This window comes from Methylosinus sp. shoA (assembly GCF_059718125.1).
This window is the reverse complement of record NZ_AP046091.1, coordinates 4,558,042-4,575,626: the sequence shown is the minus strand read 5'-3', so window position 1 is coordinate 4,575,626 and position 17,585 is coordinate 4,558,042. Positions and strand designations below refer to the sequence as shown.

At 66.6% G+C, this 17,585-nt stretch carries 10 protein-coding genes and 1 pseudogene; 5 read left to right on the top strand and 6 right to left on the bottom strand.

Features of this window, described 5'->3' with window-relative positions:
• Nucleotides 1–320: 320 nt before the first annotated feature.
• Nucleotides 321–1,094 (top strand): hypothetical protein, encoded by a 774-nt coding sequence (locus AC6IW9_RS21495; protein WP_497767183.1) that lies wholly within the window; start codon nt 321–323, stop codon nt 1,092–1,094.
• A gap of 107 nt (nt 1,095–1,201) precedes the next feature.
• On the opposite strand, the gene AC6IW9_RS21490 is transcribed toward AC6IW9_RS21495, so the two are convergent.
• On the bottom strand, nt 1,202–1,975 hold the full coding sequence (locus AC6IW9_RS21490) for a hypothetical protein (protein ID WP_497767181.1): 774 nt from the start codon (nt 1,973–1,975) through the stop codon (nt 1,202–1,204).
• A complete protein-coding gene (locus AC6IW9_RS21485; RefSeq protein WP_497767178.1) occupies nt 1,972–2,697 on the bottom strand; it encodes a hypothetical protein in 726 nt (241 codons plus the stop codon). The genes AC6IW9_RS21490 and AC6IW9_RS21485 overlap by 4 nt, the downstream gene beginning before the upstream one ends.
• Before the next feature lie 392 nt (nt 2,698–3,089).
• Here AC6IW9_RS21485 and AC6IW9_RS21480 point away from each other — a divergent pair.
• Nucleotides 3,090–3,328, top strand: a pseudogene (locus tag AC6IW9_RS21480) (3,4-dihydroxy-2-butanone-4-phosphate synthase); the annotation flags it as partial.
• An 8-nt stretch (nt 3,329–3,336) separates the two neighbouring features.
• On the opposite strand, the gene AC6IW9_RS21475 reads toward AC6IW9_RS21480, so the two are convergent.
• Nucleotides 3,337–5,133: a hypothetical protein gene (locus AC6IW9_RS21475; RefSeq protein WP_497767176.1), complete on the bottom strand. Its 1,797-nt coding sequence runs from the start codon at nt 5,131–5,133 to the stop codon at nt 3,337–3,339.
• Between the two features lie 59 nt (nt 5,134–5,192).
• Nucleotides 5,193–6,953 (bottom strand): outer membrane protein, encoded by a 1,761-nt coding sequence (locus AC6IW9_RS21470; RefSeq protein WP_497767174.1) that lies wholly within the window; start codon nt 6,951–6,953, stop codon nt 5,193–5,195.
• Nucleotides 6,954–7,225: 272 nt separating this feature from the next.
• Here AC6IW9_RS21470 and ribB point away from each other — a divergent pair, with 272 nt between their 5' ends.
• The 3 genes from ribB (at nt 7,226) to AC6IW9_RS21455 (ending at nt 12,701) form a co-directional block, all read left to right on the top strand.
• On the top strand, nt 7,226–8,308 hold the full coding sequence (gene ribB / locus AC6IW9_RS21465) for a 3,4-dihydroxy-2-butanone-4-phosphate synthase (RefSeq protein ID WP_497767172.1): 1,083 nt from the start codon (nt 7,226–7,228) through the stop codon (nt 8,306–8,308).
• 289 nt (nt 8,309–8,597) lie between these two features.
• A complete protein-coding gene (locus AC6IW9_RS21460; RefSeq protein WP_497767169.1) occupies nt 8,598–12,053 on the top strand; it encodes a chromosome segregation SMC family protein in 3,456 nt (1,151 codons plus the stop codon).
• A 273-nt stretch (nt 12,054–12,326) separates the two neighbouring features.
• A complete protein-coding gene (locus AC6IW9_RS21455) occupies nt 12,327–12,701 on the top strand; it encodes a hypothetical protein (RefSeq protein WP_497767167.1) in 375 nt (124 codons plus the stop codon).
• A gap of 36 nt (nt 12,702–12,737) precedes the next feature.
• On the opposite strand, the gene AC6IW9_RS21450 is transcribed toward AC6IW9_RS21455, so the two are convergent.
• A complete protein-coding gene (locus tag AC6IW9_RS21450; RefSeq protein ID WP_497767164.1) occupies nt 12,738–14,999 on the bottom strand; it encodes a S8 family peptidase in 2,262 nt (753 codons plus the stop codon).
• A gap of 189 nt (nt 15,000–15,188) precedes the next feature.
• Nucleotides 15,189–17,453, bottom strand: coding sequence for a S8 family peptidase (locus tag AC6IW9_RS21445; RefSeq protein WP_497767162.1), 2,265 nt, complete (start codon nt 17,451–17,453; stop codon nt 15,189–15,191).
• Nucleotides 17,454–17,585: the final 132 nt, after the last annotated feature.

The following is a 17,585-nucleotide window of genomic DNA, read 5'->3' as shown; positions in this document are numbered from 1 at the left end:
CTTCGAGACCGATTCTCGATCGAATCGCAGTCCGGCGAATAAGGGGAAGGATGGCGGCGTCCCTCGATTCGATAGCTTGTCCCGCGCCCGCCGTCCCATGCGTGCACAAATTGTCCAACACGAGGGATATTCTCCCTCACGGAGCGTCGGCGCGAGAACGGGTTCGACATAAGACAGAAACAGGCTTGCGTCGAGCGCGCCGTTGCCGGTCCAGGCGGCCGAAACGCTTTGCGCCGGTCGCGGTCTTCTTGTAGCAGGAAGGCTCACGGCGCCGAAGGCTGCACAGTTCGGAACAAGGCTTACGGGCGTTGGGGGCAAATTTGGCAAACAAGATCGTGATCTTTGGCGATAGCCACATCGACGCCCTCAAGCTCGCTCGGCTCGAGCGCTCGGCGGCGGAGCAGGACAGAATCTCTATTCTGCGTATCGTCAGGCCGAAGGGAAATGGGACGATTGGCGATATTCCTCTCGAAACCGCAACGGAGATCGTCGCCGCCTTGGACGAGAACGATCTGCTGGCTTTGGCGGTAGGCGGCAATCAGCACCAGCTTCTCGGTCTCGTCCAACATCCTGAAGCGTTTGATTTCTTTGAGCCGGGCACGACGACCGGCGTTCGTCCCGGCCATATCGTATTGCCTTATCGGGTTGTTCTGGATATGTTCGAGCACTACATGCATGGCAGTGATTACAGGAGATGGAAGCAACTCTGCAATGCGGTTGCTCATTGTCGAGTCTGCAACCTTACCCCGCCGCCGCCGAAGGCCGACGAACATCATATCCGAAGGCGTTTCGAGGCGGTCTTTGCCCAGCAAGGCCTGTCTGAGAAAGGTATCACGCCGGCTGATATTCGCCTGAAGATCTGGCGGCTGCAGACCAGCGTCTTCCAGGCTATTTGCGACGAAGAAAAAATTCCGCTTCTGCCCCCGCCGCCAGGCGTCCAGACGGAGGAAGGCTTCCTGAAACCCGAATTTTACGCCAATGATGCGACGCACGCCAATCCGCTCTACGGCGAATTGCTCTTGCAGCAGTTGGATAATATCTGCCCGCCTCCTCATGCGCCCGAAGACATAGACCGACGTCGGAACTCGCCATAAATACGAGGGACGAAATCTCAGGTCGCCGAGCCGCGAACAAGGCGGCCCGGAACTCGGGGAAGGTGGAAATCCTCGCTCTTTATCGAGTCGCTGCGCTCGGCCTATGCTCAATCGGCCGTCAACGCCGTCATGATCTGGCCCAAAATGAGGACGCCATAGGCTGTGTTGGCATGGGTAGCGTCGTCGGCCTGATATTCGCGTTTGATGAATCCATCTCGATCGAGCGCCTGAAAAGGCGGATAAACGAATTTTACGTCGTCGAATTGCTGCACGAGAATATCGCATTGCAGCCGATATGCCGCCATGCGAAGTTCTGCTGGACTGATGCCATTATCGCGCATGCGCTTTATGAGCTCGCCCGTTGTTCTCGTACGTGTTATGTCTTCCTCGTTCCTTCGTGGGGGCGGGGACAGAACATGGAGAATCTTTCGCCTGCTCGCCGCGGTACGGAGGCGACGAATTCGACTGATTTCATTCTCCTGGAGGTCCTGAAGTGCGTCTCGGGCCAAGGCTCTCGGAACGAGGATACGCTCGGGCCGCAAATCGGCATCGCCTTCGGGGCCGGACAGGCGAAAGGGGATAGGGTGCTGCGGAAGCGCCAAGGTGTGATGATGATTGCCGCCTATCACTGAAACGATGACATCACTATCCGGGATGAGATTCACGTCCGACACGAATTGATCGAAGTCGATATCTCCGTTGACAACGTTATTTTTCTTCTTTTTTAGTCGACCGATAATAAACTCGAACTCGTCTTTCCGAAAACCCTCCGATTTGAATGCGTCCGCGATGGCCCCGACATGGCTGTCGCCGACGATCCAAACCCGGGTTCCGCGGCCGTGTCCGGCGGCGTCCGAAGGTTGGCCCTGCAGAGACGTCATTGCCGGGCCTCCCCGTTCGGCGCCGAGGAGCAATTCGCCGTATCCAGAATCTGTCGCAGAATGAGCGCGCCATAGGCGGCGTTCGCATGAGTCAGGTCCTGAGCCGAATATTCGTCGCGCAGAAATCCGTCCTCATGAACGGCTTCGGTGGGAACCTCGAGCGGTTGGACGTCCAGCCCGGCAAGATAGGCGTTGGTCACCTCTGTTTCCAGCCGCCAAGCGGCCAAGCGAAGGCGGGGATCGGCGAATGTGCGAGTCACCGTTTCGCGTCCGGGACGTTCGATCGTCTTTGTGGTCCTGTTGCGAATTCGCTTCGGCGGCGGCGGCGCCAAGTGAAGGACTGGGCACTTCGCCACAGCGGCGATCCGCTTGACCCACGGATCATTCTCGATCTTGGAGGTGAAATCGTGGCGAAGGAGCGCCGCCGGCACGAGGGCGCCGCTCTCGGGCGACGACTCACCCGTGTGAAGATCGATCAGGCGCCAGGGCGTGCCATGCTCGAACATAGTCAGTCGATTGTGCAGGGCGCCGAGGTGGGCGATGACCAGGACGTCATCCTCTCCGAGCTCATCGATCTGTTCCCGCGCTTCGACCAATCCCTCCTCTCTGGTCTTCAGCCAGAGCACGTTGAATCGCTTGTCGCCGGTATCGACCAATTCCTCCTGCAATGCCACCGAGATCATTTGCGTGTGGCTGTTGCCGATCACGAGGACTGTTTGCATCGCGGCGGCCTCTGCCGAAATGTTGCGAGCGACCCGAGCAGCGCGCATAGCCGAACGGCGTCGGATCCTCGCCGAATCGCGAGCGCGCCCGCTGCGACCCGACTGCGCAACATCATCTCGGTCCCATCATCCGTCGACGCATCGGTTCGCTGCTGCCGACATCCCTCGGCCCGCTTGCCGGTACGGCCGCACGGCGCCCGGCCGACACCGCTCATCGACAAACACGGCCGGCGAGCAGGCGCGTATCCATAACGCCCTGCAGGCTGGAACTCAAGGGTGATCGAATGAAGGTTTTCTCATGCCGAGGAGGCTGCGAAGGAGCCGTGTAGCGACGGCGACGAGGCGCGGCAAGGTCTGTTCCGGCCGCTATGCCCCCGGAGTAAACCTCGCCCATCCGGCCCCCGGCGCGCCGCCCCGCTCCCGCCACATCGGAGCCGCCCTCGTCCCATTCCGTCACCGAGGCCATAGAGGGGATCGGGCGCGGCGAGATCGTCGCCGGCGCCAATGCGACGACCGCGAGAACGAGGGCGACCTCATCGTCGCCGCCTCGCTCTGCACGCCCGAGAAAATGGCCTTCGTCATCCGCCATTGCCGCGGCATCCTCTGGCGCCCCGTTCACGCTCGGAGGATACGCGGGCGCTAATGGTCCTGCCGGCAATGAGCGAGGGCCTCCGCCACGGTCGTCGGAATCTTCTGACCCGTCTTGTTGACCAGGCCGCCCGCGCCTCCGACCGCGATGATCACGCCCGTCGACTCCACATGCTTGAACGACAAGGCGTCGTCTATGGAGAACGCATAGGCGCTCGACTCGAGCCCGCCGGCGCTCGCAGGCTTGTGGATCAAGGCCGTGTAGGGATTGAACAAATATTTCGGGTTCGATTTTACCGCCGGATCGAGATAATTATATTGCAGCTCGCAATATTCTCTTTGACGCGTCGCGAAATTCGGCCGGCGCAAGAGATCCGTTCCCTTGCAGCCGGCGTAGGTGATCGGGACCCAGCCATAGACCGCCCTCGCCAATTGCCACAACGGAACCTCGCCCTTGCCCTTGCAATTCGCCGTATAGCTCGCAAGGAACATGTCCCGCAGCGTTCGGATGCGTGTGCAGGTGACGCTCTTGTCCAGCGGATTCGGCTTCAGGCAGAGGCTCCACAAATCCACGACCTGTTTGCCCGCGCTTCCCAATGCGGGCGGATCGACGAAGGGCGGCACCGTCGGCGGAATGCAGCTGTTGTCGGCATAGACGGTTTTCCAATTCCCCGGATTGGAGCTCAGGATCGGCGGGATGGGAGGATTCGCGCCGTCCGCGCCTTGCGCGCCCTGATAGGATTCCGTCAGCAGGTTGAACGTGCCGGCGATCTTGGGCAGCTTGTAGGGGGCGAAGGCGTAATCGCTCGGAAAAGGAGCGCCGACCGAGCAGGCGCGCGACACGGCCGACGGAAATCGGTCGTGCGTCCGACTGTCGAAATAAGCGGGAACATAGAACGGCCAGCCGGCGCCGTTCTTCGAGAAGGCGTCGAGCTTCTTCCTCAGATCCGGAACCGACATCGCCGACCCGACGAATTCCGTGTCTCTTCGGCCGAGCGGGCCCATCGCGACCGAGAGGAACACGGAGTCGAGCGAGGAGACATTGTAGTTGACCCACTTGTTCTCCATCTTCGTGCGCGTGGGCGCGTCGAGCTTATTATTGATCGGCGGCCCCTCCGCCGAACCCATCGTGTATTCCTGCAGCTGGAACGGGACTCCGTCCGGGACGTTGATCGCCGATTCCTTCAGGACGACGACGCAGGGCGCCTTGTCCGAGGATTTGCATTTCGGCGAAACAGCGCCGCCGATCGGCTTCACGCCGGGCTGGGGAAGCCCTCCTCCCGGCCGTGGCTTGGGAGTATCCATATTATTGGTCCATTTCGCGGAATTATAGCCGGCCGGCGAATCGAAAATATAGATGCGGTTGGCGTTCCACCAGTCGATATACTGATCCGGGTCCAGGCCCAACCGGCCCGGCGCGATCCTCTCCAGCTGGGTGTAGAAGGGAACGACGATATCGACGTAATAGGGGTCTCGTCTTCCACTCGGCTTCGGCGGGATTCCTTTGCTTTTGTTCTGGACTTCGATATAGGCTCTGTAGAGCTTCGTCGTTGTGAATTTTCTGTTCGAATTCCAGAGCGGATTGGCCGGCGTCCGGATGTTTCGCCAATCGTCGATCTTGCACTGCGCCTGCATCCACAAATCGGCGTCGGTCTCACCCGCGTTCTCGTAGATCGGGGCCTGGATGAACAGGTTGAGAACCGTATTCGTGTTGTTGACGATGCGAATGGTTTTCGTCGGCGGCGGCGACGGGCAGGCGGCCGGAACGGCCTCGGCTGCGTGGATCGACGCCGCCGAGAGCGACGCGGCCGAGAGCAGAGAGAAAAGAATCCGCCGAATAGACTCCATCGGAGCTCCCCTTTGTCTCGCCTTTTCCCATCCGGTCGAGATTGTGCGGCGCAGGCAGGTCACAGCCCGTCCATCGCGAGCAGCGCGCCCCAATCGAAGTGATGATTGACGCCGGCGCGCGCGATGACGCCGTCGAATCTCACGCGCGTCGCCGGGCCATTGGCGAAGAGCAATGCGCCGGCGGCGCCGGCGCCGAGATTGAGGCCGTCCGGGTCCAGCGCGCCTACCGGGCTCGAGCCGACGCGCACAGAGCCGAGGTCGTAGTAGAGCGCCTCCGCCTTGACGCTCCAATCCGGCGCAAAGGCCCATTCCACGCCGCCGCCGGCCGTCCAGCCGACCTCGACGCCCGCATAGCGGCCCTGTCCGGAGAGGGTCGGGAAAATCGTCGGGGCGGAGTCCGTGAAGTGGAGCGAATGCGCGACCTTCGCCCGAACCTCGCCGAAGGCGAGGCCGCCCGTCCCATAGACGAGCACGGAAGGCGTCGCGAGAAAGCCGAGCCGGCCGCGGATCGTCCCGATCCAATCGACCTCGGCCGTGACGATCCCGGCGCCATAGGCCGTGTCCGTCAGGCCCGAGAGGTCGGGGCCGAACGGCGCGGCTCCGACATATCCGCCGGAGCCGTGGATCGCGGCGCCCATGATGTCCGCCTCCGCGCCGACGACGAAGGACGGACTCCACTGATGGTTATAGCCGATCTGCCCGCCGCCGACGAAGCCGGAGCGATCGACGGCGGCGGCGCCGGAGTTCGCCGCGGCGGTGAAGCCGATGGGCGTCCCCCAGAAGGGGTCGCCCGCGAGATTGTCGACGAGGGGGAGCGCGCTCGTCGCGGCGCGGCTCGTCGCGCTCCATCCATATCCGGCGCTCGAGCCGATATAGAAACCGCTCCATGTCGGGGGCGGCGGATCCTGCGCGGCGGCGGGCGCCGCCGCCGCGTCGGAATCGAAATGATAGGAGACGCCGGCGCGCGCGATGACGCCGTCGAATTTCACGCGCGTCGCCGGACCGCCGGCGAAGAGCAATGCGCCGGGCGCGCCGGCGCTCAGATTGAGACCGTCCGGGTCCAGGGCGGCCACGGGGCTCGACGCGACGCGCGCCGAGCCGAGATCGTAATAGAGCGCTTCCGCCCGGATGCTCCAGTCCGGCGCGAACGCCCATTCCGCGCCGCCGCCCGCCGTCCAGCCGACCCTGGCGCCCGAGTAGCCGCCGCGGCCGCCGAAGGTCGGATAAATCGTCGGCGTGTCGTCGGAAAAGCCGAGATGATGCGTCGCGCCCGCCCGGACCCCGCCATAGGCGAGGCCGCCGGTCGCATAGAGGAGCACGGTCGGCGTCGCGAGATAGCCGAGGCGGCCGCGAAATGTGCCGATCCAGTCGAGGGCGGCGGTGACGGCGCCGGAGCCGTAGGCCGTGTCGACGGCGTCGGAAAGATCGGGTCCGAATTGCGCAAATCCGGCGTAGCCGCCTTCGCCGCGAATCCCTGCGCCCTGGAAGTCGGCCTCGAGCCCGCCGACAAAGGCGGGACCGAGCCGATAATTGTAGCCGACCAGTCCGCCGCGGACGAAGCCCGACTGATCGACCTTCTCGCCGCCGGAGTTCGCCGCGGCGGTAAAGCCGAAGGGCGTCCCCCAGAAGGGATCGCTCGCCAGATTGTCGACGAGCGGAAGGGCGCCGGTCGCGACGCCGCTGCTCGCTCCCCAGCCATATCCCGCATTCAGGCCTGCGTAGAAGCCGCTCCACATCGGAGGGCGCGGAAGATCTGCGGCCAGAACAGGCCCGGCGACGAGAGCCAGCATCGGAACATCGAGCAGAAGCCGTCCATGCATCCGAGGTCCTCCGAGGAATCGTTCGATCCCGAAGCTGATGCTAGAGTGTCTTCTGTTCTCTCACGTAAATCAAGCCGAGCAGTTTCTCTTTGTTATTGAAGAAAATTTCTGGCACGAATGCAGATCGTGGCGCGCGTGACCGCGTCGCAGAGGATCGGCGGCGCCTTCGGATCGAAACGCAAGGGAGCCTTTGTTTGAATCCCACCGGCCGCCGGAGTAAATCTCCACCGGCCGGAGCGCCGGAGCCCCGCCCACATTTATCGGAGCCGCCCTTGTCCCATTCCGTCACCGAGGCCATAGAGGCGATCGGGCGCGGCGAGATCGTCGTCGTCACCGATGACGACGACCGCGAGAACGAGGGCGACCTCATCGTCGCCGCCTCGCTCTGCACGCCCGAGAAAATGGCCTTCGTCATCCGCCATTGCTGCGGCATCGTCTGCGCGCCCTTGACGCTCGAGGAGGCGCGGCGGCTGCATCTCGCGCCCATGGTCGCCGCCAATGACGCGCCGCTCGGCACGGCCTTCACCGTCTCCGTCGACGCGCGCCACGGACTCACCACCGGCATTTCCGCCGAGCAGCGCTGCAACACCGTGCGGGCGCTCGCCAACGGCAATATGGGTCCGCATGATTTCGTCAGGCCGGGCCATGTGTTCCCGCTCATCGCCAAGGAGGGCGGCGTGCTGATGCGCTCCGGCCATACCGAGGCCGCGGTCGATCTCTGCCGCCTCGCCGGCTTAGCTCCGGTCGGCGTCATCTGCGAGCTCGCCAACGACGACGGCACCGTCATGGCCGGCAGGCAGATCGTCGATTTCGCGCAGGCCCACGGACTGAAGCTCGTGTCGGTCGCCGATCTCATCGCCTACCGCCAGGCGCGCGAAAAACTGGTGGAGCGCGTCGCGACCTTTCCGGTCAAGACTTTCGCGGGAGAGGCGACCTGCCACGCCTATGTCAGCGCCTTCGACGCCGTGCAGCATTTCGCCTTCGTCGTCGGCCAGATCGGCGACGGCAAGGGCGTGCCGGCGCGGCTGCATCGCGCCGACATCATCGCCGATGTGTTCGGCGGCGCCGACGCCATCCGCCGCACGCTGGAGCGCTTCGCCGCGGAAGGCCGCGGCGTGCTGGTCTATCTGCGCGACGGCGCGGCCGGCGTGCCGGTCAATCCCGCCGGCGCCGACAAGAGCAATTCGGAAGAGGCGCGCACGGCGCATTGGCTGGACGTCGGCCTCGGCGCGCAGATTTTGAAGGATCTCGGCGTCGGCTCGATCCGGCTGCGCACCTCCAAGCCCAAGCCGCGCACCTATGTCGGGCTTTCCGGTTTCGGCATAGAGATCGTGGCGGTGGAGCCGCTGGAGTAGCGCGACTCTCGCAAGGAAAGGCGCTCCCTTCTCCCGCTTCGCGGGAGAAGGTGGCCTCGCGAAGTGAGGTCGGATGAGGGAACGATCCGCCACAAGAATCTTGAAGCCTTCCTCCGGTTCCACGAACCGCAGCCGCCCTCATCCGACCCGGCTTCGCCGGGCCACCTTCCCCCACGAGCGGGAGAAGGGGTGCGCCCCATCGCGGCTGGTTTCCCCGGCGCCCCCCGCCTCCACAACATATCGCGGCTCTTTTGTTGCATTCCCCGTTATTTTGTGGCGCTCTCGGCTCATGAAATTCCAGCGGCTGCGACTCCTCGGCTTCAAGAGCTTCTGCGAATCGACGGACTTTCTCATCGAGCCCGGCCTCACCGGCGTCGTCGGGCCGAACGGCTGCGGCAAATCCAATCTCGTCGAGGCCCTGCGCTGGGTCATGGGCGAGAGCTCCTACAAGAACATGCGCGGCTCGGGGATGGACGACGTCATCTTCTCCGGCGGCGGCTCGCGGGCCGCGCGCAATGTCGCCGAAGTCTCGCTGCTGCTCGATAATTCCGACCGCGCCGCCCCCGCCGCCTTCAACGACAGCGAGTCGCTCGAGGTCGCCCGCCGCATCGAGCGCGAGGCGGGCTCGACCTATCGCGTCAACGGCCGCGAGGTGCGCGCCAAGGACGTGCAATTGCTGTTCGCCGACGCCTCCACCGGCGCCCGCTCGCCGGCGCTGGTGCGCCAGGGACAGATCGGCGAGATCATCTCCGCCAAGCCGCAGGCCCGCCGCCGCATCCTCGAAGAGGCCGCCGGCGTCGCCGGCCTCCATTCGCGCCGCCACGAGGCGGAGCTGCGTCTCACCGCGGCGTCCGAAAATCTGACTCGTCTCGAGGATGTGCTGAAACAGGTCGACGGCCAGACCGACAGCCTGCGCCGCCAGGCCCGGCAGGCGCAGCGCTATCGCGCGGTGGCCGCGCAAATCCGCCAGAACGAGGCGCTGATCGCCTATATCGCGCATCGCCGGGCCAGCGAGCAGCTGGCGGGCGCCGAGCGCCGGCTGGAGGAGGATGCGAAGCTCGTCGCCGAGCGCACGCTGCAGCAGGCCGAGGCCGCGCGGCGCCAAGCGATCGCCGCCCATGAGCTGCCGAAGCTCCGCGACAAGGAGGCCGAGGCCGGCGCCGCGCTGCACCGGCTGATCGTCGCGCGCGACGCGCTGGACGGCGAGGAGAAGCGCGCGAAAGAGCGCATCGCCGAGCTGACCCGGCACGCAGATCAATTCGCCCGCGATCTGGAGCGCGAGCGCTCGCTGATCGACGACGCCGCCGAAGTGGCGCAGCAGCTCGAAGACGAGCGCGGCGAGCTCGCCGAGCAGGACGAGATCGGCGCCATGCGCGAGGAAGAAGCGCGCGCGCGCCTCGCCGAGCTCGAGGAGGCGCTGGCCCGCACGGAGCGCGAACTGACCGACGCCCAGCAGTCGCTCGCCGGCGTCAACGCCAAGCGCGCCGCGCTCGAGGCCTCGCTCCGCGACGAGACGCAGCGCGTCGCGCGCTTCGAGGCGGAGCTGACGCGCGTCGAGACCGAATTCGCGCTCATCGCCGGGCAGGGCGGCGTGATCGAGGAGGTCGAGCGCCTTTCCGAGGCGCTGCAGATCGCCATGGACACGGCGCATGAGGCCGACGAGGCGGCGCGCAGGGCCGAGGAGGCGACCGCCGAGGCCCGCGAGGCCGAAGGCGCGTCGCGCGCGCCGCTCGCCGAGGCGGAAAAGCGCGCCGGCCGGCTGGAGACCGAGGCGCGCACGCTCGAAAAACTCCTCGAGGGCGGCGGCGGCGATCTCTGGGCGCCGGTGGTCGAGAGCGTCGAGGTCGAGAAGGGCTATGAGACCGCGCTCGGCGCCGCGCTCGGCGAGGATCTCGAGGCTTCGATCGAGACTTCCGCCCCGGCCCATTGGGCGCTCACCGCCGGCGCCGGCGATCCGCCCCTCCCGCCGGGCGTGCGCCCGCTCGCCGAGCGTGTGCGCGCGCCGCCGGCGCTGGCGCGGCGCCTCGCGCAGATCGGCGTCGTGCTGCGCGGGGAGGGGGCCTCGCTGCGCGCGCTGCTGAAGCCCGGCCAGCGGCTCGTCTCCAAGGAGGGCGATCTCTGGCGCTGGGACGGCTTCACCCAGGCCGCCGAGGCGCCAACGCCGGCCGCCCGCCGCCTCGCCGAGAAGAACCGCCTCGCCGACCTGCGCAAGGAGGCCGCCGCCGCCAGGGCCGCCGCCGACGCGCTCGCGGACGAAGGCGAGGCGGCGCAGGAGCAGGTGCGCGCCGCGGCGCTGGAGGAGAGCGAGGCGCGCGAGGCGCAGCGCCGCGCCCGCGTCGTCGTCGAGGAGGCGCGCGAGCGCCATGTCGCGGCCGAGCGGCGCCTCGGGCAGATCGCCCAGCGCCTCTCGGCGCTGCAGGAGGCCAAGGCGCAGATCCTCGCCAATCGCGACGAGGCCGCGCAGAAGCGCGAGACGGCCGCGCGCGCCCTCGACGATCTGGACGAGCCCGCTTCGCTCGCCGGCGCCGTGGAGCATGCGCGCGCCCGCGCCGCCGCCGAGCGCGCGCAAGCCGGCGAGGCGCGCGCCGCGCTCACGGCGTTGCGGCATCAGGCCGAGACGCGCGCCTCGCGCAAGGCGGCGATCATGCGCGAGAGCGCCTCCTGGATGGAGCGGCGCGACCGTTTGGGCGACCGCATCGCCGAATTGGAGCAGCGGCTCGAGGATGCGCGGGCGGAGCAGGAGCGGCTCGCCGACGCGCCCGAGACTTTCGTGCTGCAGCGCCGCTCGCTGCTCTCCGGCGTCGCCGAGGCCGAGGCCATGCGCGCCGCCGCGACCGACGCCCGCGTCGCCGGCGAGACCGCGCTCGCCGACGCCGACCGCGCCGCCCGCGCCGCGCTCGACGCGATGAGCGCCGCGCGCGAAGCCAAGGCGCGCAGCGAGGCGGAGCTCGAGGCCGCGCGCCGCCGCGCCGCCGATGTCGAGCACATGATCGCCATGGAGCTGGAGAGCGAGCCGCAGGCGCTCGCCGGGCTCGCGGGCGTCGCGCCCGATTCGTCGCTGCCGTCGATCCCGGAGGTGGAGAAACGGCTCGAAGGGCTGAAGGCCGATCGCGAGCGGCTCGGCGCCGTGAACCTGCGCGCCGAGGACGAACTCGCCGAGATCGAGGCGCAGCGCGACAAGATGATGGCCGAGCGCGAGGATCTGGCCGAGGCGATCAAGAAGCTGCGCGGCGCCATCGCCAGCCTCAACAAGGAGGGCCGCGAACGCCTCCTCGCCGCCTTCGATCGCGTGAATGCGCATTTCAAGGAGCTGTTCACGCTTCTGTTCGACGGCGGCACGGCGGAATTGCAATTGGTCGAGAGCGACGATCCGCTGGAGGCGGGGCTCGATATTCTCGCGCGTCCGCCGGGCAAGAAGCCGCAGACGATGACGCTGCTCTCGGGCGGCGAGCAGGCGCTGACGGCAATGTCGCTGATCTTCGCCGTGTTCCTCACCAACCCCTCGCCCATCTGCGTGCTCGACGAGGTCGACGCGCCGCTGGACGACTACAATGTCGAGCGCTTCTGCGATCTCCTGGACGATATGCGCAAGAAGACCGACACGCGCTTCATCGCCATCACGCACAACCCGATCACCATGGCGCGCATGGATCGCCTGTTCGGCGTGACGCAGGCCGAGCGCGGCATATCACAGATCGTCTCGGTCGATCTCGAGCAGGCCGAGAAATTCGCCCAGGCGAGCTGAGGCGATTTCCCTTCGTCATTGCGAGGAGCGCAGCGACGAAGCAGCAATCCAGAGCCGCCGCCCTGCGGTCCTGGATTGCTTCGCTTCGCTCGCAATGACGGGCGAGGCGACCGCCATAGCCTCGGTGAAGCGATCGGGCGGAAGACGCATGAGGCGCGGGCGTCTCCTCCCGCGGGCTCGCCGGATGGCGAAGCCGCCTTAATTTCTCATTCATCGCCGAGTCGATGCCGCGGAAGCCGCAGCTCGGCCGCGTCGAGCTTGGGGAACAGGGCCATGAGATATTTCGCAAAGCCGACTTGCCTCGCCATCCTCGCCGTCCTCTGCGCGCAGATCGGCGTCGATTCCGCTCTTGCGAAGGAGCGCGTGCGCCGCTGCGTCTGTCCGGAGAAGACGGACTATGAGCAGCCTTGCGAAGGCCGCACGACCTATGTGCGGCGCGTGGTGGAGCGCCGGACCGTCTATGTCGAGCCCGCCGCCGTCGTCGCCGCCCCTGTCTATGTCGGCTATCCCGCCTATTCCTATCCGGCCTATGGCGTCGGCTATTATGGGAGCTATGGCTATCCTTACGGCTACGCCTATGGTGGTCCGGGGATCGTCGACGCCGGCTTCGGCGGCTATGCGATCGGAGCGGGCGGCTGGGGCTGGTGACGCAGGCGTGAGGGCGCGCGGCGGAAGCGATCCGCTCTATTCGACGAGCGCCGCTTTCGCGCGGTCGAGGCTCTGCGCCCCGGCAGGCGAGAACCACAGCCGATAGCGGCCTTCCGCGCCGTGCCAGCCGCCGAGCTGGACGTAATAGGTGGTCCCCGCCTTCATGTTGAAGGTCACGCGGCTCAGGGTCGTGTCGGAGATGTCGTCATTGACCGCGACCAGCGTCAAGGCGTCGATAGCCGCGCCCCTGTAGACGGCGAGCACCGTGTCGGTGAGCGTCGGAGAGCCGAGCGTGTCCAGGCTGATCAGTCCGGACGCGGGCGCCCTGAAACGAAACCACACGGTCGTGGTATTTGCGGCGTCGCCATTCAGATTCGGCTCGCCGATCTGCTTCGTCGCGCCGATATTGCTTCCCGCGAGGCCGACTTCGGAGATCGCCGACACGTTCACCGCGCGCGCCTGAGCGAAATCGTCGTTCGCCGGCGGGCGCGAGAGATTGAGCTGGATCGAGCATTCCTGGCTCGAGCTGCGGCCGGCGACCACGATGTGATAGGTCTGGCCCGCGACGGCGCTGAAAGAGACGCGGCTCTGCTTCACGGCGCCGGAAATATTGTCGCTCAACGCGACGCGCACGCCGAGATGGGCTGCCGACGTCGCGCCTCTATACACTGCCAGCACCGTGTCGAATCCGGAGCCGAGCGTGTCGATCGTCACCGGGCCGGAGGCGATGGGCTTCCACCTCCACCACACGCTGCGGGTCGTGCTCGTCCCGACATAGCTGGGCTCGCCCGTCTCGCGCGTGGCGGCGACATTGGAGCCCTCGGTCGTATATTGTGTCGCAGTGCTCGGAATGGCCGAGGCCGACGCGAAATTGTCGTTGCTCGGAGCCACAGGGTTCAGCAGGCGCGCTCGCGCGCCGTCCACGCGAAGGCGGCGTTTGATCGTCGCGCCGCCCGAGCGCGTATCGGGGGTGAGAGGGCCCGTCGACTTCAGCGCATTCTCGATACGGCAGGCCGAGGCCGTCGGGAACAGCTGACGCAGATCGGCGACGGCGCCGGCGACATGGGGCGCGGCCATGGAGGTCCCGCATTTCGAGCCGAAGCCGTCGGTCGGCACGGAGGAGACGACGCAATCGCCCCCGACCTCGCCGCCGGGCGCGAAGAGATCGGTGCTCGGGCTTATGTTGGTGTAGCTCGCGACGACGCCCGCGCGGCTGGTCGCCGCCACCGACACGATCGTCGACAGGCAGGCCGGAAACGACATCTGGCCCGTCTCGCCCTCATTGCCGGCGGACACCACCGACAGCACGCCCTTGCTGCGAAGACTGTCGACGACCGGCTTCAGCAGCGCCATGTTGGCGTCGGCGTCGCAGATGCCCGCGCTGGCCCCGCCGCCGACACTCATATTGACCGAGGCGATCTTCAGCGGATTCGCGCCGGAGTTCTCGAACACCAGATCTTCGATATGTTCGAAGGCGCGCAGGATCGTCGCCTGCGACACGGTTGCGTTCGGGCCGAAAATATTGATCGGCACGAGCTTCGCGCCCGGCGCGACTCCCTTGTTCGGAGCGCCGGACGCGCGCTTGCCGACCGCTATGCCGGCCGTGTGCGTGCCATGGCTCGCGCCCGCAGCCGCCGCGGCCGCGCCCGTCCCGATCTGCCGATTGGTCCCGTTCGGGCAATCATTGGTGTCGAGGAAGCAGGCCTCCCGCCCCGCATAGAGGCGCGACGCGCCGAGGAAGACGTGATCGCGCTGGATCCCGTCGTCGATCTGCGCGACGGCGTAGCCGGATCCGGTTCCGCCGAGCGAGTGGATCGCCGGCGCGCCGACGAGCGGCAGGGTCACGGCGAGCTGCTTTTTCATCGGACGGTCGTATTCGATCGAGACGACGCGCGAATCCTTCGCGAGCGCGGCGAGTTCGGCCTCGTCGACGACGGCCGAGAAGACCGGCGCCGTCGTGAGGCGGACGAGGGCGGGCGCCCCCTTGGCGTCGCCGACGTGGGACAGCTTGTGGCTCGACAGCACTGCGTCGATCGTCGTCGCGACCCGCTGCTTCGTCACGGCGCGCGTCGAGGCGACGCGCGCGGCGGTCGACAGCTCGTTCATCGTCGCTCCCCCGCTCGCCGCGACGACGACGATGACGCGGACCGCGCCCTGGGCGGCGAGGGCGTCGGCGATTTCGTTCGCCGTCCCCGTCTTCGCGGCGATGGCGGAGCCGATCTTCGCCTTCTTCGTTTCGGCGCGGACGATCGAGATGGAAAGAACCGCGGCGAGCGTGACAATCAAAAATCGAAACATGAGGATGACGCTCCTGTCGACGATGTGAACCCGATCGGTCGGAGCCGATGCGTGGCCAGACTATCCCGTGGATCGCCGACAGACGCAATCCTCACGTTCACGCTCGCGCGGCGCGGCAGGAAGTCGCGAGGCAAAGGAACGAGGAGCGGCGCGGGCGCCGCTCCTTCGTCTCGGCGCACGAGAGTGGCGCTACTCGGTCGCCGACACTTTCGTGCGGTCGACGCTCTGCGCGCCGGCCGGATTGAACCACAGCCGATAGCGCCCTTGCTCGCCCCGCCAACCGCCGAGTTGAACCTGATAGGTCGCTCCGGCCGTCATTTGGAAGGACAGGCGGCTGTGCCTTTCGACGCCGTTGACGATGTCGTCATTGGCTGCGACGAGCGTCAGCTTGTCGAGGGTCAATCCCTTGTAGACGGCGAGGACGGTGTCGACCATCTGCGAGCCGACCGTGTCCAGTGTGATGAGTCCGGTTTCGGGCGCCTTGAAGCGGAACCACACGGTGGATGTCGTGGCCGGATCGCCTCCGAGGTTGGGCTCGCCGGTCTGCTTGGTCGCGCCGACATTGCTTCCCGCGACGCTGACCTCGGTCGCGAGCGGAAGGCTCACGATGCGCGCCTGCGCGAAATTGTCGTTCGGCGGCGGACGCGTGACGTTGAGCGTGACGGAGCACTCTTCCGCGGCGTTCCGTCCCGCCACCACTATGTGATAGGTCTGGCCGGCGACGGCGCTGAAGGCGACTCGGCTCTGCTTCACCGCATTGGAGATATTGTCGCTCACAGCGACGCGCGTGCCGCGGCTCGTCACCGACGTCGCTCCATTGTAGACCGACAGCACCGTGTCGAATCCCGAGCCGAGCGTGTCGATGACGACAGGGCCCGAAGCGTTCGGCTTCCACTTCCACCACACGCTGCGGGCCGTGCCCGTCCCGAAGTAGCTGGGCTCGCCGGTCTCGAGCGTGGCGCCGACATTGGAGCCCTCGACCGTATATTGCGACGCCTGGGGCGGAATGACTTGGGCCGAGGCGAATTTGTCATTGGCCGGCGCCACGGGGGACTTCAGCCGCGAGCGAGCGTGGTTCACGCGAATGAGCGGCTTGGTGATCGCGCCGCCGCTGCGGATGTCGGATGTGGCGAGGCCCGTCGACTTCAGCGCGTTCTCGATCTGGCAGGCGGTAGCCGTCGGGTTCAGCTGCTTCAGCGCCGCGACGGCCCCGGCGACATGGGGCGCGGCCATGGAGGTGCCGCACTTCTGGCCGAAGGCGTTGGTCGGCACGGAGGAGACGATGCACTCGCCCTGCTCGCCGCCGGGCGCGAAGAGGTCCGTGCTCGGGCTGATGTTGCTGTAGCTCGCGACGACGCCCGCGCGGCTCGTCGCCGCCACCGACACGATGGTCGACAGACAGGCCGGAAAGCCCATCTCGCCACGCTTGCCATCATTGCCGGCGGCGACCACCGGCAGCACGCCGCGCTTGCGTAGATTGTCGATGACGGGCTTCAGCAGCGTCATATTGGCGTCGGCGTCGCAGATGCCGGCGCTGGCGCCGCCGCCGACGCTCATATTGATCGAGGCGATCTTCAGCGGATTCGTCCCGCCGCTCTCCATCACCAGATCCTCGACATGTTCGAAGGCGCGCAAGATCGCCGCCTGCGACACGCTGGTGTTCGGGCCGAAAATATTGATCGGCACCAGTTTCGCGCTCGGGGCGACGCCCTTGTTCGGCGTGCCCGACGCGCGTTTGCCGAGGACGATGCCCGACACGTGCATGCCGTGGCTCGCGCCCGGCGCGACCGCGGACGCGCCGGTTCCGATCTGCTGATTGCTTCCGTTCGGGCAATTATTGGTGTCGAGGAAACAGCCCTCGCGGCCGCTGTAGAGGCGCGACAGACCGACGAAGACGTGATCGCGCTGAATGCCGTCGTCGATCACCGCGACCGCATAGCCGGCTCCGGTGCCGCCGGCCGAATGCACGGCCGTCATGCCGATGAACGGCACGCTCACCGCGAGCTGCTTTTTCATCGGGCGATCATATTGGATCGAGACGACGCGGGGATCCTTCGCGAGGGCGGCCAGCTCCGCCTCGTCGACGACGGCGGAGAAGGCCGGAACCGTCGTCAGCCGCACGATGGCGGGCGCGCCCTTGCCGCCGCCGACATGAGACAGCTTGTGGCGCGACAGCACGTCGTCGAGCGCCGCGGTCACCAGCTGCTTGGTCGCCGCGCGGGTGGAGGGTTCGCGCGCGGCGGCCGACAGCTCTTGCGTCGTGGGGCCGGCGCTCGGCTTGACGACGACGATGACGCGGACCGTCCCCGTTTCGGCGATCGCATCGGCGATCTCGCTCGCTGTCGCAGTCTTCGCGACGATCGCGGGGTCGATCTTCTTCGCGAGTTTCGTTTCCGCATGCGCGGCCTGCGTCAAAGCGGCCGCCGCGAGCGAGATGATCAAGAATCGAAACATGTCGATCGTGCTCCTTCGACTATGAGACATCGGCCCGGCAAGGCCGATGTCGGCACAACTATTCACGGATCGCCGATAAACGCAATCCTCGCGTCCACGCTTCGGGGCCGGCGAAAGGGCGCAAATTGCGAG

Coding starts and splice junctions, on each gene's coding strand:
- AC6IW9_RS21490 (WP_497767181.1), bottom strand. CDS start 1,975: ATGACGTCTCTGCAGGGCCAACCTTCGGACGCCGCCGGACACGGCCGC.
- AC6IW9_RS21485 (WP_497767178.1), bottom strand. CDS start 2,697: ATGCAAACAGTCCTCGTGATCGGCAACAGCCACACGCAAATGATCTCG.
- AC6IW9_RS21475 (WP_497767176.1), bottom strand. CDS start 5,133: ATGGAGTCTATTCGGCGGATTCTTTTCTCTCTGCTCTCGGCCGCGTCG.
- AC6IW9_RS21470 (WP_497767174.1), bottom strand. CDS start 6,953: ATGCATGGACGGCTTCTGCTCGATGTTCCGATGCTGGCTCTCGTCGCC.
- AC6IW9_RS21460 (WP_497767169.1), top strand. CDS start 8,598: ATGAAATTCCAGCGGCTGCGACTCCTCGGCTTCAAGAGCTTCTGCGAA.
- AC6IW9_RS21455 (WP_497767167.1), top strand. CDS start 12,327: ATGAGATATTTCGCAAAGCCGACTTGCCTCGCCATCCTCGCCGTCCTC.
- AC6IW9_RS21450 (WP_497767164.1), bottom strand. CDS start 14,999: ATGTTTCGATTTTTGATTGTCACGCTCGCCGCGGTTCTTTCCATCTCG.
- AC6IW9_RS21445 (WP_497767162.1), bottom strand. CDS start 17,453: ATGTTTCGATTCTTGATCATCTCGCTCGCGGCGGCCGCTTTGACGCAG.